Below are 16,648 nucleotides of genomic sequence, written 5' to 3' on the forward strand. Positions count from 1 at the left end.
GGGTCAGGCGTTCGCGAAGTAGGCGTACAGGTCGACGTCGACGCTGACCTGCCCGGTGCCCTCGTTCTTCAGCACCACCGACCCGTCGGCGCGGACGGCGGCGATGGTGGACCCGACGGCGTCCTTGCCCGCCGGGTAGGAGACGACGCGGGCGGTCGATGGCCCGCTCTGCGGCAGCACCGAGACGGTCCCGGCGGCCGAGCCCCGGGCGGCCACGGTCAGCGCGACCGCGGTGACGCCGGAGGCGGGCAGGCCGGTGAAGCGCACGGTCTTGGTGCCGCCCGCAGGGATCGCCAGGGCCCGTCCCGCCGACGTGGGACGGACGGCCTTGACCAGCGCGCCGCGCCGCTCGGCGGAGAAGTAGCCGGTGACGTCCACGGAGATCTCGGCGTTGTCGTAGCCGAGGTTGTGCACGTTGATCTTGCCGTCCTGGCCCGGTTTGACGATCGTGTGGAACTGCGTGGTGAGGTTCGCCGGGTAGTCGATGTTGGCGTCGACGGGGTAGGCGTCCCCGGCGGCGTACATCCGTACGGTGCCGGTCGACGGGCTCTTCAGCACCACCGTGAGGGCGACCTGGGCGACCCCGGTGGCGGGCAGGCCGGGCACGCCCGCGACGGGCAGCTCGTAGTTGCCCAGCGCGGGGATGACGGTGTGGTCGGCCACCCGGGCGGGCGTGACGGGGAAGTAGGTGCCGCCCACGGCGGCGGCCGCCTTGTCGAGGGTGTGGCCGTGCGCGTCGAGCGTCACCTTGACGGGGCCCGTCCCCCGGTTGACCACCTTGACCTTCCCGTCGGCGCCGACCCTGGCGATGATCATGGTGGAGGCGTAGCGGGAGGTGTCGTAGGCGAGCACCTTGCCGTCCGGTTCCTGCTCGTCGGAGGCGTGCACGGTGATCGTCCCGGTGTTGAAGAAGTCGCCCTTGGCGCTGACGTTGAGCGCGACGGACCGCACGCCCTGCGCGGGCAGCCCCGCCACGCCCGCCACCTGCACGGCCATGGTGGAGTCGGCGCTGATCCGGACGTTGTCCAGGATCCTGCCCCGCGAGTGGAAGTACTGGTCGGGCCCCGGCCGGGGCGTCGCGTCCAGGGCGGCGGCGTCGAGCTGGATGCGGGGCGTGGTGGCGCCGGTGTAGGCGATCGCGCGCCCGGTCTCCTTGAGCTTGGCCTCCAGAGCCGCGGGCCCGACCCCGGGGAACGCCTGGCTCAGCACCGCGAGCGCCCCGGCGACGTGCGGCGCGGCCATCGACGTGCCGCTCATCGACGCCCAGCGGTCGCCGGGCACGGAGGAGACGATGTCGCTGCCGGGTGCCAGCAGATCCAGCAGCGGGCCGCGGTTGCTGAAGGACGACAGGACGTCGGCGTCGGTGGTGCTGCCCACGGCGACGGCCGACGAGACGCAGGCGGGGGCGGCCACCGCGTTCGGGGCGGCGTCGTTCCCGGCCGCCACGACGGTGGCGACCCCGGCCGCCAGCAGGGCGTCGATGGCGGCCTTGCGCGGGTCGGTGTCGCAGGCCGCGGTGTGCGTGCCGCTGCCCAGGCTCAGGTTGACCGCCACGATGGGCAGGGTCGCCTTCAGCGCCTGGACCTTCTCCAGCGCGGCCAGCTGGGCGCTGGAGAAGCTGAGCAGGCACGGCGCGCCGCTGGAGCCGCAGAAGTCGTCGGAGTCGAAGCGGCTGAAGATCTGGATGGCCACGAGGTCGGCGTCCGGCGCGACCCCGCTCCCGCCGTCGCCGTCGATCCCTTCGCCGTCACCGGCGATGATCCCGGCCACGTGCGTCCCGTGGGAGCAGTCCAGCAGCTCGTCGGAGCAGCCGCCGCTCTCGGCGTCGGCCGAGCCGGGGCCGTCCTGCTTGGGGGCGCCGTCGGGGCACAGGCTGGTGGCGGAGTAGTCGGGGTCGGCGGGCGAGAAGCACGCCTCGGCCACGACGCGGCCGCCGAGGAAGGGATGGCCGGTGGCGACGCCGGTGTCCAGCACGGCCACGGCGGTGCCCGCGCCGGTCAGCCCGGCTGCCCTGGTGCGGTCGCCGCCGATCAGCGGGACGCTCTGCCCGAGGGCCGGCGGCACCGGCCGGTCCTCGGACACGCTGAGCACACCCGGTCTGGCGGCCAGCCGCTGGAGGCCCGCCTGGTCGGTCCGCAGGGTGACCACGGGCAGGCGGGACAGCGTCTGGAGCACCTGGCCGGCGCCGGAGCCGGAGACGGCGGCCAGCTCGTCACGGTCCCTGGTCACGACGTTGACCCGGAGCCTGCCTCCGGAGTCCAGCTTGCGGGCCAGTCCTGGCTCCACCCACGGCACCGCGTCCGCCCGCTGCCCCGCCTCCGTCCGCTGCCCCGCGTCCGTCCGCTGCCCCGCGTCCGTCCGCTGCCCCGCCGCGGCGGCCGGCGAGCCGGTCGCGACGGCGAGCGAGGAGAGCAGGATCGCCGTAAGGACGAGCACCCGGTGGATGGTCGCCGTGACGGTGGCTGATCGCCTCATGAGGCTCTCCTTCGGCGCGGGACGAAGATGCCCGCGCAATGTAAGCGGCCCCTGTTGCCACCCGTTTGCCAGCGACGTCAGCGCCCTTCGCGGCTGCCGATCCGGCTGAAGATGGCGGTCGACTCCTGGCGGGCGGCGCCGGCGTGCGCGGCCTCGCCGTTGCGCGACTCCAGGCGGGCCAGGACGGAGAGCGTGCGGGCGCGCCACAGCGGCAGCTCCAGCGTGTCCCACAGGTCGAGTGAGGCGGACAGCGCGGCTCTGGACTCCGCCACCGCGTCCTGCTCCAGGCGCAGCTCGCCGAGCGTCCGCAGGCCGAGCGCGCGGCCGAAGCGGTCGTCCTGGCGGGTGAAGACGCGCAGGCTCGCCTGGAGCGCCCGCTCGGCCTGCGGCAGGTCGCCCACGCGGATCCGGATCTTGGCCAGGGACTGGTCGGCGTAGGCCGTCCCGTGCGGGTCGGCCAGGGCGGCGAACAGGCGGCGGGACTCGCGCGTCCTGGTCGCGGCGTGCCCGTACTCGCCCCTCGCCCGGTGCACCAGCCCGATGCTGCGCTGGAGCAGCGCCTGGCAGCGCAGGTCACCGATCTTCTGGTACGTCTGCAGCGCCCGGCTGAGCAGCCACAACGCCAGCTCGTCGTCGCCGCGTTCGCGTTCCACGAAGCCCAGCATGTAGATGGCGTGCGCGTGCCCGGCCTGGTCACCGAGGGCGGAGAAGAGCGAGGCCGCCTCCAGCAGGTCGGTCTCCCCCTCGGCGAACCAGCCGCCCTCGGCCCGTACGGTGCCCAGCCCGGACAGGGCGGCCGCCAGGTGCCGCCGGTCGCCGAGCCGCTGGAAGGCTCGCCGGGCCTCCTCGTAGGCGGCGACGGACTCGGCGAAGCGGTCCTGGGCGAAGCGGATCCGGCCCAGGCCGAGCATCACCAGCCCCTCCCCCTCCAGATCGCCGGACCGCCTGACGGCCTCGGGGCCGCCGATGCCGCCCTGCCCTGCCCGGCCGCCGAGGCGGGGGTCGCCGCGCAGGATGTCCAGGCGCAGCCGTACCAGGGCGGGGCCGGGATCCAGACCCAGCTCGTCGTTCAGGTGGGCGCGTGACCGTTCGAAGGCGTCCAGGGCCTCGGCGATGCGGCCGGAGCGGTAGAGCGCGAGCATCAGCAGGCCCACCAGCCGTTCACGGGTGGGGGCGGTCGCCACCTCCTCGGCCAGCGCGCCGAGGACCTGCCGGTGCCGGCCGAGCCGCAACGACGCCTCGGCGTGCTCCTCGATCGCCTCGCGCCGCGCCTCCTCCAGCCGGACGCAGAGCGTGTCGCGGGCGGCGCCGACCGCCGCCTCGTCGAGCACCGGGCCACGCCACAACTCCAGCGCCTGCCGCAACAGCCCGGCCTTCTCCTCGTCGTCGTCACTGCCCTCGGCCCGCTCCCTCAACACGGCGAACCGGTGAGCGTCCACGGCCATGGGGTCGATGCGCAGCTCATAGCCCGAACCGGCGGCGCGCACCTCGACCCCGCTCACGCCGGCGCCGCCGAGCAGGCCCCGCATCCGCGAGACGAGCACCTGGACCTGCCGGCGTGCCCCTTGCGGCGCCCCGTCGGGCCAGAGCACCTCGACGAGACGTTCCAGGGGGACGACGCGGTTGGGCGACAGGGCCAGCACCCCCAGCAACAGCCGCTGCTGCCGCCTGGGCAGCGCCACCGGGCCCCCCGCCCACCGGAACTCGACCGGCCCGAGCAAACGGACACCGTCGTTCGCCGACTTGGTCATCCGCCCATGATTGACCGGTTGTGGATCTCCGCCGTCAACCGATATTCAATCGAGACGAATCTCGCAATTTCCGGAAGAAAGCTTACCTTTCTCGATGCCGAGGCGATATCTCGCCGAGACGAAATGCACTATGAAGAAAGGGCAAGTCACGTTCCGTGATCGCGTCTCATGGATTCAGCGACGTCACCCAGGTATTTGACCTGCCCTTGCGTCAGACGCCGAACGTCCCAGATCAGCTCGGCCATTCCCGCGACGGGCGACCGTCGATGGATTGCCGGGATGTCTCTTTCCGTCAGCGCGGCCACCTCTTCCACGGAGAATCCGAGTACGACTCCGAACCCGGCGGCGAGTTCGGGGGTGAGCGCGATACGGCCGCGGGCCACCGCCCCGATCGTCGCCGCCGAGAGATACAGGCCGGTCATCACAAGGAGGACTTTGGCGGCCGCCGTCCAATCAAGGTTCCGGGTCTCGAGCATCTCCCCCAGAAGGGCTCCATCACCGGGCTGGTACCGCAGGTGCGTCGGCTCGGGCGGCGGCGAACCGGCGCCCGGGGCGTTCCGCATCTCATGTGCGCGTTCCCGCAACTGACCGCGGAGCTCCGCGGGAAGGTGCGCGGCGTGGTTCACCAGCCGGGGAAGCTCCATCCCGGCCCGCCTGTCTCGAGGCGGCATGTCGTCTTCGAGGGGCACCGACGCGACCAGGAAGAGGTCCGCCGCGTGCATATCGAGCGCCGCCGCGAGCTGACGCAGCTGTGCACGTCCCGGCGCCGAGCCACGAGTGATCGCCAGGAGATCGGGCTCCGGAATCCGAGCCAGCTGGGACAGTGATCGCAGGTCCAACTGCCGACACCGCATCAAGCGCGTCAGCGTCGCGGCGAAGCGCACGTCTTCCCCTTCGCTTATTCGAGCACGAAGTTGGTGGGTAGCCACAGGTTCCAGGAGTTGGGAGCGATCGTGATCCCGTGCCTGGTGAGCGCGGCGGTGGCTATGATCTGCAACGACATGGCACCACGCCTGGGAACAGGGCGATAGTGACCGGAGTAGTTGTCGTACCGGGTGACCACGCCGTCTGAGACATCGAACGTACCGGCCATGAGAACGGGTTGAGAGTCCGCGAGACTGGTGTGACCCGCGTCCTCGGCAAGCGCCCGCATCGAAGTGTTCTCCATGGCACGCAACGACCCGTCCATTCGCACCACGTAGGTGTATCTGCCGTCCGCCAGCCCCTCCCCCGCCCGGATGCCGGCGCCCGCCGGAAGGGCCCCCTGCGGGTCGTCGGCGAGGCCCAGCGGCTCCCACACATGAGGGCGGCCACAGTTGTGCACCAGGACGGGGACGGCGCCTGCCAGCACGTAATACGTGTGGAGGTCTGCGACGGTGAGGTTGTGGACGCGGGCCTGTGCCGTCCAGGACCGGACCGCCTTGATCTGGACGTAGGTGCCGGCGGCCGTACGGAGGAGCTGGCCGGGGCGTAAGTCCTTGGCCTCCCGCCAGTTCCCCGCGTCCGCCACCCAGAAGGGGTGGCCGTCGGTGGCGACGATGTCGCGGGTGCTGCCGTCGCCGTTGTCCACGGTGACGGTGACCAGGTTCTTGGAGCCTTCACCGGCGATGGTGGCGGTGACCTCCTTGGCCTCGGTGCGGCCGGTCTCCGGGTCGGTGGCCATGACCTTGTCGCCGGGTTTCATCTGGTCGATGGGCCTGCTGGAGCCGTCGGCGAGCAGAACCCTCGTCCCGGGGACGAAACTGTTGGACAAGGAGCAGGAGCCGCCTCCCGACGCATTCTTGCCGCGTTTACCAGCGCGGGCTATCAGGCCGTCCAGGGCGGCGATTTTCTTGTTGATGTCGTCGATCTTGGCGTCGATGGCCTCGATGGCGCGGCGGGCCGCCTTGATGATGCCCTGGACCTTTTTGTAGATCTTGATGCCCATCCGGACCCTGGTGGCCAGTTTCCAGATCAGGCCGCCGATCTTCTTGGCCGGCACGAATTCCAGGATCAGGCTGACGCAACTGCCGACGCTGCCGCCCAAGCAGCCTTTTATGTCATCTATTTTCAGGAAGTCTTTGATGAATCCGATGCCTGCGGCCTTCAAGGCTTCGAGCACCGCGTTCCGCTTGGCGGTCTGCTGTTGTTGCTGCCGCTCGTTCTGTTGCGAGTCGCGGGCGTTGTTGAGGCGATTCCTGGCGCCGTCCCGATCGCAGGGGCCTTCGCAGTCCGGGTTGTCGTGGTCCTCGCCCGGCGCGCAGGGAGGTGCGATGGAGTGGAAGCAGCCGACGCCGGTGCAGCAGGGTTTCTTGCCCGTGGGGTCGGCCAAGGTGGGGGGATTGTTGTTGGCGTAGTTGTAGCCGTTCATCTGCTGGGAGTCGCCCATCTGGATGAGGGGGTCGACGGAGATGAAGCGGCCGGTGAGCGGGTCGTAGCTGCGGGCGCCGAGCGTGGTCAGGTCGGTGCTGGTGTCGTTGATGCCGCCGACGAATCCGCGCTGGTGGTCCTGGGGCCAGGCGCCCTGGCTGCCGCGCAGGGCGCCGAAGGGGGTGTAGCGGCGCTGGCTGAGGGCACCGGTCTCGGCGTTGACGGCCAGTTCGGCGGTGCCGTGGTGGTCGCCGAGGACGTAGGTGACCCCGGTGGTGGTCCGCATGGCGTTGCCGACGTAGCGGCTGGCCGTGGGGCTGGTGGCACCCTTGACCAGGTGCACCTCCAGACCGGGCAGGTACAGGGTGGTGCCGTCCTTGTCGCGCCGGATGAGCCGCTCGCCGTCGGCGGTGTACAGGAAGCGGGTCTCGCCCTTCTTGTCGTCGTTGACCTTGACGAGTTCGCCTTCGGCGTCCCAGGTCAGCGTCTGGTTGCTCGCCTGGGTACGGCGCTCGACGGTGTTGCCCGAGGCGTCGTAGGCGAAGGAGGCGGCGCCGGGGACCGTGGTGAGGCGGTGGGCCTTGGCCGGGTCGTAGACGTAGGTGCGGTCCGACTGCTGGACGCCGCCCGCCGGGCCGGCGCCGTAGAGGGACTCGCTGCGGCGGTTGCCGGTGTCGTCGTAGGTGTAGGCGGCGCGGTAGGGGGCCGGGCCGCCGACGGTGGCGTTCGCGCCGGTGGCGGCGCAGGCCGCGTCGCCGTCCTGGGTCCAGGCCTCCGACAGGCGGGACAGCTCGTCGTAGCGGAAGCACTGGTTGTCGACGCCGTCGCGGGAGGTGTCCTTGATCTGGGTGACGTTCCCGGCGGGCTGGTAGGCGTACTGGGTGCTGCGGTCGGTGCCGGCCATGCCGAAGTGCCAGGTGGTGGCCTTGGCCAGACGGCCGGTGCCGAACTCGTAGTCGAAGGTCTGGTCGATCTGCTTGCCGTCGCCGCCGGACTGCATGCGCAGGCCGATGACCCGGCCGGTCTTGGTGTAGTCGGTGCCGACGAGGTACGTCGACAGCTGGGACTTGGTGGAGACCAGGCGGCCCAGGTCGTCGTAGGTGTAGGCGATGTTCTCGGCGGGCAGCCCGCCGACGGCGGGGCTGCTGCTCGCGGCGACGCTGCCGTCGAGGTTGTAGCTGGTGTCGAAGACGTACCCCTGGGCGGGCGCCAGGCCGCCCTCGACGGCGGGCAGGACCACCCTGCTGCGCTGCGGGCGGTCCAGGTTGTCGTACGCCTCCACCTGCGTGGTGTACCGGTCGTTGCCGACGATGCGGGTGGAGCTGGTGATCTGGCCCTTGCGGACGGTGTCGTACACCCACTCGGCGACCTTGGTGCCGGGCGACGACGTGGTGGCGTCGTACTTGGCGACCATGCGGTCGAGCCCGTCGTACTCGATGCCGATCTTCTGGTTGCGGGCGTCGGTCATCAGGACCGGCCGGTCGAGGTTGTCGTAGGCGGTCTTCTCGACGCCGCGGTCGGGGTCGTTCGACTGCACCCGGCGGCCGAGCAGGTCGTAGCTGTAGGACCAGACCTGGTTGCCGGGGCCGGTCACCGACTCCTGCTGGCCGCGGTGGTTGTAGGCGAACGTGGTGACGACCGGCCCGGCGGCCGTCTGCTGCTGGATCTCACGGGTACGCCCGTGCACGTCGGTGTAGGTGGTGACGGGGGTGCCGCCGGACGGGGGGACGACCTTGGTCCAGTCGCCGCCGTACTCGTAGCGGGTGTTCCACAGCTCGTTGACGTCGCCGTCGCTGTTGCCGGACAGCAGCCGTTCGGCGAGCAGCCGGCCGCGGCCGTCGTAGGTGTTCCACAGCTGCGACTCCACCGCGCCCACGGTGGCCACGCCGAACCGCTTGGGCTCGGGGTCGCCGTCGGCGTAGTAGGGCGCGAAGGTGTAGTGCACCTGGCCGGCCCCGTTGTAGACGCTGTCGGAGACGATCCGGCCCTTGGTGTCGCCGTTCTTGCCGGGCGCCTGCGACTGCCTGGGCCGCAGCCACCCGTCGAACAGCGTGTACGACGTCTGCTGGCCGCCTTCGCTGGTCAGCGTCTTCGCGCCCACGGCCACGATCGCGCCGGGGTTGACGAGGTACTGGTACTCGTTGTCGGGCGTCATGCTCGTCGTGCGGCCCGGCCCCCAGACCTTCGCGGTGCGGCCCAGCGCGTCCCGCTGCGCGATCGTCACCTTGCCGGCCGCGCTGGTCTCGCGCGTCGCCAGGCCCCACGCCGGGTCGAGCACCCGGGTCGTGACCATGGCCGAGTCGGGGTCGTCGGCGCGGGCCCGCGGGGTGGTGGTGACCACCTGCGTGGTGACGCCGTGCGGCTCGGTGTAGTCGGTGGAGGTGGTCAGCCCGGCGGCGTCGGCGACGGTCTTGGGGCGTCCCAGGTCGTCGTAGGTCGACCGGGCCATCACCTGGTAGCCGGTGATCGCGGTCGCCGAGGCGGCGTTCCCGCGTTCGGTCCTGGTCACGTCGCCGTGCACGGGCGCGGCCTTGAACGCCTTGTCGTCGTAGTAGGTGCGGGCGTCGGCGATCAGGTCGGTGAGCAGGTTCGGGGTGTCGGCGCAGCGGCGGGCCACCGTGGTCACCCGGGCCGGCAGGCGCAGCACCCGCGCCCCGTCGGCGGTCAGCTCGGTCCTGGTGCACTCCTCGTCGCCGGCGACGCCCACCTCGCCCTCGTCGTCGGTGGTCAGCGCGGCGCCGGTGGTCAGGTCGAACTCGGTGACGGTCGAGCGGGTCTGCTGCCAGGACAGGCCGACCAGGCCGAAGGTGCGGGTGGACTTGGTGCCGGTCAGGTTGGCGGTGATCGTGCCCCACGGGCGGGACCTGGAGGCCGTCTGGTGGTACCACGGCGTGCTGATCGACTTGCTCACCGGCACGCCGCCGGCCTTGTCGTAGGTCACGGTGCGCAGGGTCGTGCCGTGCAGGGACTCGTGGTCGGTGTAGGTGCCGCCCTCGCCGTCGTCCACGGTGACGGTCCTGGTGCCGCCGGAGACCGCCGCGCGGTCGCCGTTCATGCCCTGGAAGTACCAGTAGTCGGTCTGGGACGGGGTGCCGCCGCTGGCCGCGCTGGTGGCCCCGCCGATCACCCGGACCTTGTCGAAGCCGCGCCAGTTCGACCACGTCTTGAACTTCTCCGGCGTGATGCCGTCGTCGTCGGCGTAGTGCCAGGCGGGCTTGCCGATGCTGTAGTCGTAGCGGGTGACCATGTCCGAGCCGCCGCCGGTCAGGTCGGTCTGGATCAGCTCGCGGACGACGTACTTGTGGAACCAGTCCAGGCTCGGGTCGGCGCCGCCGTTGGAGTTCTGCCAGAACGTCGGGAAGCACAGCCGCCGGTTGCTCGCCGGTTGCGGCAGGTCGGAGGGGCTGCAGTCCATCCCCGAGTACGTGACGTCGAGCTTGCCGCCGGTCTCGTTCTGGATCGAGGCCACCCGCTCCTTGACGAACGGGCCGACGTCGTCGCCGAGCTTGTCCACCCGGTTGGCCAGCTGCTGGTAGACGAAGCTCACCGGCGGCATGGTGACCGGCGCCGCGCCGGCGTGCCCGGTGTGGACGATGTCGGTGAGCTTGAGCTGCCGGTCCACGTCGGCGATGCCCCACAGGTGCTTGAACTCCCAGGAGTCCACGTCGCGGTGGCCGGTGCCGGCCGCGTCGACGACCTTGGTGGTGACCTTCGTCAGGCGCTTGCGGGTCCAGAAGCTCGGCGAGGCCGTCCCCTTGCCGTCCTTGCATTCGGTGCCCTCGTCGCAGTTCATGTCCCAGGGCACGTCCGGCCAGCGGAGCGGGTGGGCGGAGATGTCGGCGCACTCGGCCGCGGTCAGCAGGCAGCGCTCGGCGTTGGTGAAGTCGACCCGCGCGGGCGGCGTGGCCGGGAACAGGTCGCCGGTGCGCAGGCCGTACTGGATGGAGGTCAGGTAGCCGCCGCGGTCGTAGGCGGTGTCGTCGGCGGCGCGCAGGTTGCGGCCGTAGCGGTTCTGCTCCTTGGCGTAGGAGAACGTCACCGCGTTGCCGTGGGTGTCCTCGATGTAGTCGAGGTTCCACCGCCAGGTCTGGCGGCACCAGGAGTCCTTGAAGGCGTCCTTGTGGCAGGGTTCGCCGGCGTCGTCGCCGAACACCGGGACGTCCCAGGCGGAGTTCGTCTGGGGTTTGCCGGTGGTCCAGCCCGGCAGGCGGTTCTTGCCGAAGTAGTACTGGGTGCCGTCGGCGGTGGTCACGCGCCAGTACTCGTTGTCGTCGTCGCCGTTGGCGGTGTCGGCGGCGGTGCCGGTGAGGCGCTGGACCCGGGTGCCGTCGTCCCTGGCCAGGACCCAGGTGTCGGGGCCGGTCGGGACGAGCTCGCCGCCCGATCCGCCGAGGGCGAGCGTGGCGTTGTCGTAGGCCCAGCACTGGTCCATCGGCTCGACCTGGTACGTCGGGTCCTTGGGGACGCCGTCGTCCTTGCAGGACTTGTACTTGCGCTCGATGTACCCGGGCGACAGCTCGAAGCCGTCGCCGAGCCAGGACGCCTGGTTGTTGGTGGTCGCGGTGCGCCCGTCGACGGAGGCCGCGGAGTAGTTCACCACCAGGTTCGGCACCAGCCCGCCCGGCACCGGCGGCACCCGCAGCGGGTAGGACCAGGTGAAGTCGCCCGTCTGCGGGCTGACCTGCCAGGTCGCCGACGGCGACAGCGAGGTGACGCCGAAGTCGCCCTTGTCCCCCGACGTCCCGGAGGTCACGGCCAGCACCATCGGCTCGGCGGCGAGGTCGACGTCGGCGCTGAGCGTCCTGGTCGCGGTGTCGTTGCGGCCCTTCAGCGGCACGGCCCGGCGGCACTCGGCCTTGTCCGGGCTGGTCAGGGCGCATGCGGGCAGGGCCGCCAGGCGCATCCGGGAGCCGAAGCCGCCTCCGTAGGCTTCGGCGAAGGGGGCGTAGTCCACCTTCATCGTGACCTTGCCCGGCGGTCCCGACGTGCGGGCCGCGGTGAAGACCGGGCCGCCGACCCCCGCCCGCTGCGAGGCCGCGCGGTCGTGGGTCTGGATCCGCACCCGCCCGGCGGCGGAGGCGGCGGCGTCGGCCGCCGTCGCGGACAGCGCGCCCGCCTTGCGGGCGGCGGCGGCGGACGCCGGGGCGGCCGCCAGGTCCACCTCGACCGTGCCGGGCGCGGGCCAGGCGGCCACCGGGTCGGGGGCCTTCGGCTCGGTGATCCGCGGTTTCACCGCGGCGGGCCGTCCGGGCACGACCCGTTCCCGGTCGACGGGCTTGGGCCGATCCCGCTCGGCGGCGGCGTCGGCGGAGGGGAGCGTCGCGGGCACGACCATCAGGCCGGCCGTGAGCAGCAACGTGAGGGCCGCGCGGAGCAGCCGGGACCAGGAAGAGCGACGTCGGCGTGCGGCATGGACGCGCATGCCGTACCTCCCAGGGAAGAGAGCGGAAGCGGCAGGAGGGACGGCGGGGGCGCCGGCGCGACGCCCCCGCACCGGGGTCAGTCAGGGGTGTTGTCGTTGAGCGCGTCTTCGGAGACGGTCGTCATCTCCGACCACAGGGACAACAGGTCGATCAGGCTCCCGTCCGCGGGGCCGCGCAGCACCCACACGTCGTCGACGTGGCCCGACCAGTTCAGGCCCGTCCCGCCGCGGCCGAGCTGGGCCGAGGTGATGGGGCCCGACAGGGTGACGTCGTTGCGGTAGGACTTGACCTCGGCCTCCGGCGCCGCTTCGAGGGTGCCGTTCACCCAGAACTCCAGCGTCTTCTCCCGTGCCCGGTAGACGATCGCCAGGTGGTCCCAGTCGCCGAGCCCGGTGTGGAAGGCGGGGTGTTCCACGACGGTGCCGCCGGGGATCTCCACGACGTACCGGCCGGTCTCGCCCATGTCCGGGTCGCCGCGGGCGGGGTCGAACTTGACGGTCAGCGCGCTGCCGGTGGCCATGGGCAGGTTCAGCAGGGTCATCGCCTTGCGCGCCTGGCCGCTGGTCTCCACCCAGGCCGAGAGGGTGAAGCTCTCCCGCGGATCCAGCACGGCCGACTCGACGGCCGCGTGGTCGCCGGTCGCGCCCGGCAGGCGCAGGGAGCCGGGCACGACGCTGTTGCTCATGGGGGTCTTGGGCACGAAGCGGGCCGCGCCGTACAGCTTGACGGGGGTCCTGGGCGCCTCGCCGCTGTCGTCGGGGACGTTGTTGAGGTGCCACTTGTGCGTCACCGTCAGCATCTCCTTGGACAGCGCCGCCGCCTCCTCGACGCTGACGATCCGGTCGTAGACGCGGACGTCGTCGATCTTGCCGGGGAAGTGGTCGAGCGGCTGGGCGCCCCACAGGACCCGGCCGATGGTGAGCGGGCCGTTGGCCGCCCAGGCGGCGGTGTAGTCCATCTCGGTGCCGGGCTCGCCGTTGACGTAGATGCGCACCTTCTTGGCCACCGAGTCGAAGACGCCCATCAGGTGCGTCCACTCGCCGGGTCTGGCCGGTTTCGCCGACCACGCGCTGGCCGAGGCCGCCGAGGTCGAGTCGGCGTTCATGCGCCAGAACACCCATTTGCGGTTCGGCGCGTCGTAGCGCAGGCAGAAGCCGGACACGTTGGCGCCGTCCTGGGCCAGCACGGTGGCGTAGGACGAGGGCAGGACGTCCGGCAGCTTCGCCCACGCCGTCACCGTGAAGCTCTTGGTGGTGTCGAGCACCGCGGCGTCGGTGCGGGCGTAGGCGGTGGTGCCGTTGCCGGCCATCGCCGTGCCGCGGGAACCGGCCACGCCGAGCTGCGGCGTGCCCGCGGTACGGGCCGGGTAGCGGCCGCCGGTCTCCGCCAGGGTGGTGGCGCCGGCCGGGTCGTTGAGCTTCCAGTGGGCCTTCGGCCCGCGGCCGGGCGCGACCCGGAACCGGTAGACGGCCGACCCCTTGGAGTAGTTGCCCGCCTGGTCCTTGACGCGGACGTAGAGGCTGTTGCTGCCGACGACCTTGGGCAGGATCTGCACCGTCTCGGTGGCGCTGCCCGCGGTCCTCCTGCGGAACTGGGTGGGGTCGTCGTTGACCTCGTAGGCCCACTCGGTCACCGACGGGTCGAAGGTGATGACGAACCGGCCGTGGCGGCCCATGCCGTCCTGCGGCGTCTGCGCCGGGTCGAGGGGGTCCTCCGCGACGTACCCGTCGGCGCCGGACGAGGTGATCACCGGCAGCGGCGGCGCCTTGGTGTCGAAGACGAAGTAGCAGGCGGTCGCCGCCCCGGCCGAGCTCCACGGCCCCTTGCCCTTGCGGCTGTCCTGGGCGCGGACCTGCCAGTTGACGACGGTGTTCTCCGGCAGCAGCCCGCGCGGCACCTGCGCCATGAAGCTGTTGCCCGACTTGCCGGACTTGGCGCTCTTGGCCGGCGTGAGGTACCGCCATTCCTTGTTCTGCCCGGCGGCGTTCTTCCACGACACCAGGAACTCCGCCTGGACCTTGTCGGCCGTGCGGTTGTAGGTGTCGGGGTCGCGGAGGTTCTTGGCGATCAGCTTCGGCGTGGACCAGTTGAACACCGACGGGTTGCCCGGCCCCTTGCACGGGCCGCCCGGCTCCATCTCCAGCTGGCTCATCCTCGGCTGCAGCGGCGGCCTGTTGTAGTGCACGCGCAGGTAGGCGCGCGACTCGAACCGCTTCCATCCGAGCTGGTCGCCCTCGTCGGCGGCGCGCAGGCCGAAGGTGGTGTCCCGCCAGCCCTTCTGGGCCGCCTCCTTGACGCCCGAGGTCACGTTGAACAGCACGTCACCGGCCGGGCAGGACTTGGCGGCGCAGCCCGACCACCCCTTGGCCACGTTGCGGCTGTCCAGCTTGCGCAGCCAGTTGTCGGAGGTGGAGTTCCAGGTGGAGTTCTTGCCGAACGCCTTGGCCAGGTGGATGTTGACCGGCCGCTTGTTGCCGGAGGCGGCCCACACCTCCCGCACGTGGAACTCGGCGGACAGCACCTGCTTGCCGGCCAGCCAGCCGGTGGGGATGCGGTAGAACAGCCGTTTCTTGTGCGGGGAGCCGCAGCTCTTGCCGCTGGAGGGCAGGCCGATCGGGCATCGGCCCATGCCCTGGTCCTTGGTGAAGTTGTAGATCTCGAACCCGCTGCTGGCCACCATGAGGTTCGCCGAGCTCATCGGCGTGCGGTACATCGGGTCGATGTAGACGGGGAACGTCGTGTCGGCCGCGGTCAGCATGGCCGGGTCGGGGGTCAGCGTGAGCTGTCCCTGGCCCAGTTCGGTGCCGATCGTGGCGATCTTCGACGCGTCGCCGGGGGCGCCGTCCGTGGCGTGGGTGGTCGGCGGGTCGACGGGGCCGTCCTCGCCCACGACGCCCGTGCCCGCGGCGGGGGGCGCGGCCGCCGAGTCCCACATGACGGGTTTGGGCGCCTCGAAGATCACCGCGCCGTTGTCGGGGTCGACCGCCTCCTGCGTGCCGTCGGCGCCGGTGCTCACCGTCAGCGTTGGCGCGGACAGGCCGAGGGTCAGGCTGGCCAGCCGGGGGTCCTGGGCGGCGGCGGGGGTCTTCACCACCAGCGTGTGCGCGAAGCCGTCCGCGGTGGCCCGCACGCGCAGGTCCACGTCCGGTCCGAGCACGCCGGCGTACACGGCGGTGTCGCCGTCCAGGCTCGGCGTGGGCAGCGTGGTCGGCCAGGTCAGCGACATGGTGTGGCCGGAGCGGGTGAGCGTGGCCATCGGCCCCGTCCCGCCGGCCGACAGCCTGAGGTCCACCAGCGAGGAGTACGGCAGGACCGTCCCGTCCTGGAACCGCAGGCCGTTGTACAGGGGGACCCACGTGTCGCCCTGCTTCTTCCTGATCGGGGCGAGCCGGTCGTTGACGTACATCGTGCCTTCGGGGGTGGCGTACACCTCGCGCGTCTCGCCCCGCTCGGCCAGCACCTCCACCAGTTGCCCCGTGGCCTCGGCGGAGGCCAGCGCCTCGGCCTCGGTCTGGCGGGGATCGGTGGAGACGGTCCACTTCTGCTCGGTCAGCGAGACGTTGTCCAGGAAGGCGGTCAGCGCGCCCTGGCCGCCGAGCTGGAAGGTGAGCGCCCCGGTGGTGGTGTCGGCGGTGGAGTCGAAGGTGTAGGAGAAGTGTTGCGGCTGGTCGGGCAGCTCCACGTCCGTGGCGAAGATCTCCGGGCAGGTCTCGACGTCCTCGCAGAGCACGGCCTTGACGGTCGCCGCGGCGGTGGCGTGGGCGTCGAAGGAGAGCGTGTAGGTCTTCTTGGCCTGCAACGTGCGCCCGAGCTGACGCAGGTGGGCCTGTCCCGGTTCGGTGGTGCCGTCGGCCACGGTGACCTTGAGCACGCCGTTCTCGACCGCCGTCGTGGTCGGCCCGGCGGCCTCCCATGACCCGGCGTCCGTGGTGAACTCCCCGTTGAGCAGCAGCTTCTTGCTGAAGGAACCCCGTCCGTAGAAGGCGACCTTCTGGTACGTCCAGCCTTCGGCGAGCGCGCGCGCCTTCTCCGCCTCGCCGACCGCGTACCGGTGGGAGGCACCCTTGACGAGCTGGTGGACCGGGAGCAGCCCGTCCCCGGCCGCGGCCTGGGCGTGGAAGCGCACGCCCTCGTCCACGTAGCCCTGCGCGACGGCCTGGTCGCGCTCGCCCTGGTCGAGGGTGAAGATGCGGTCGCCGCCCGTCTTGCGCAGGCCGGTGACCGGCGACAGCCCGGTCACCGCCTCGCGCGAGACGTGCAGCACCTGGCCCTCAGGGGTGTAACCCCATTTCGTCACCGCGCTGTCGTACTCCGTCTCCCAGGTGGTGAACAGCGTGTTGTCGGTGCCGGTGGTGCCCCGTAGCCGGAACAGGGGTTTGACCATCCACGCGGTGGCGGCGTCCACCGCTTCGGCGACCGCCTGCGGCGGCGTCCACACCGTGCCGGCCAGGCCGCCCACGGCCAGCGACGCCGCTGCCAGGACGGCCGTCCACCTTCGTAACCCCATGCGTACTCCCCTGGTGCACGATCGCGTGGCCTGCGTTCCGCCACAGCATCGATCGGCGCGGACCGCCGGGGTAGGCCGCGGCCGCCGGTTGGGAAAACGTGGGAAACGCTTCCCGCCCGGCCGGTCTCCGGCGGGCCCGGCGT

At 71.6% G+C, this 16,648-nt stretch carries 5 protein-coding genes; all 5 read right to left on the reverse strand.

The genetic code is table 11. The annotated features are described in order from the left end of the window. Positions 1-3: 3 nt before the first annotated feature. The 5 genes from ABT158_RS42100 to ABT158_RS42120 all read right to left on the reverse strand — a co-directional run bounded on the left by ABT158_RS42100 (position 4) and on the right by ABT158_RS42120 (position 16,505). On the reverse strand, positions 4-2,475 hold the full coding sequence (locus tag ABT158_RS42100; protein ID WP_352363467.1) for a S8 family peptidase: 2,472 nt from the start codon (positions 2,473-2,475) through the stop codon (positions 4-6). A 77-nt stretch (positions 2,476-2,552) separates the two neighbouring features. Then, positions 2,553-4,226 carry an AfsR/SARP family transcriptional regulator gene (locus tag ABT158_RS42105; RefSeq protein ID WP_352363469.1) on the reverse strand — a complete coding sequence of 558 codons (1,674 nt, stop codon included), beginning with the start codon at positions 4,224-4,226 and terminating at the stop codon, positions 2,553-2,555. A gap of 146 nt (positions 4,227-4,372) precedes the next feature. Then, positions 4,373-5,110 (reverse strand): hypothetical protein, encoded by a 738-nt coding sequence (locus tag ABT158_RS42110; RefSeq protein ID WP_352363471.1) that lies wholly within the window; start codon positions 5,108-5,110, stop codon positions 4,373-4,375. A 14-nt stretch (positions 5,111-5,124) separates the two neighbouring features. After that, positions 5,125-11,997 (reverse strand): polymorphic toxin-type HINT domain-containing protein, encoded by a 6,873-nt coding sequence (locus ABT158_RS42115; protein WP_352363473.1) that lies wholly within the window; start codon positions 11,995-11,997, stop codon positions 5,125-5,127. Positions 11,998-12,074: 77 nt separating this feature from the next. Further along, positions 12,075-16,505 carry a LamG-like jellyroll fold domain-containing protein gene (locus tag ABT158_RS42120; RefSeq protein ID WP_352363475.1) on the reverse strand — a complete coding sequence of 1,477 codons (4,431 nt, stop codon included), beginning with the start codon at positions 16,503-16,505 and terminating at the stop codon, positions 12,075-12,077. Between the last annotated feature and the right edge of the window lie 143 nt (positions 16,506-16,648).

Origin of the sequence: Nonomuraea sp. NPDC001636 (genome assembly GCF_040298265.1) — a bacterium.
In the GTDB taxonomy this organism is placed as follows: Bacteria; Actinomycetota; Actinomycetes; order Streptosporangiales; family Streptosporangiaceae; genus Nonomuraea.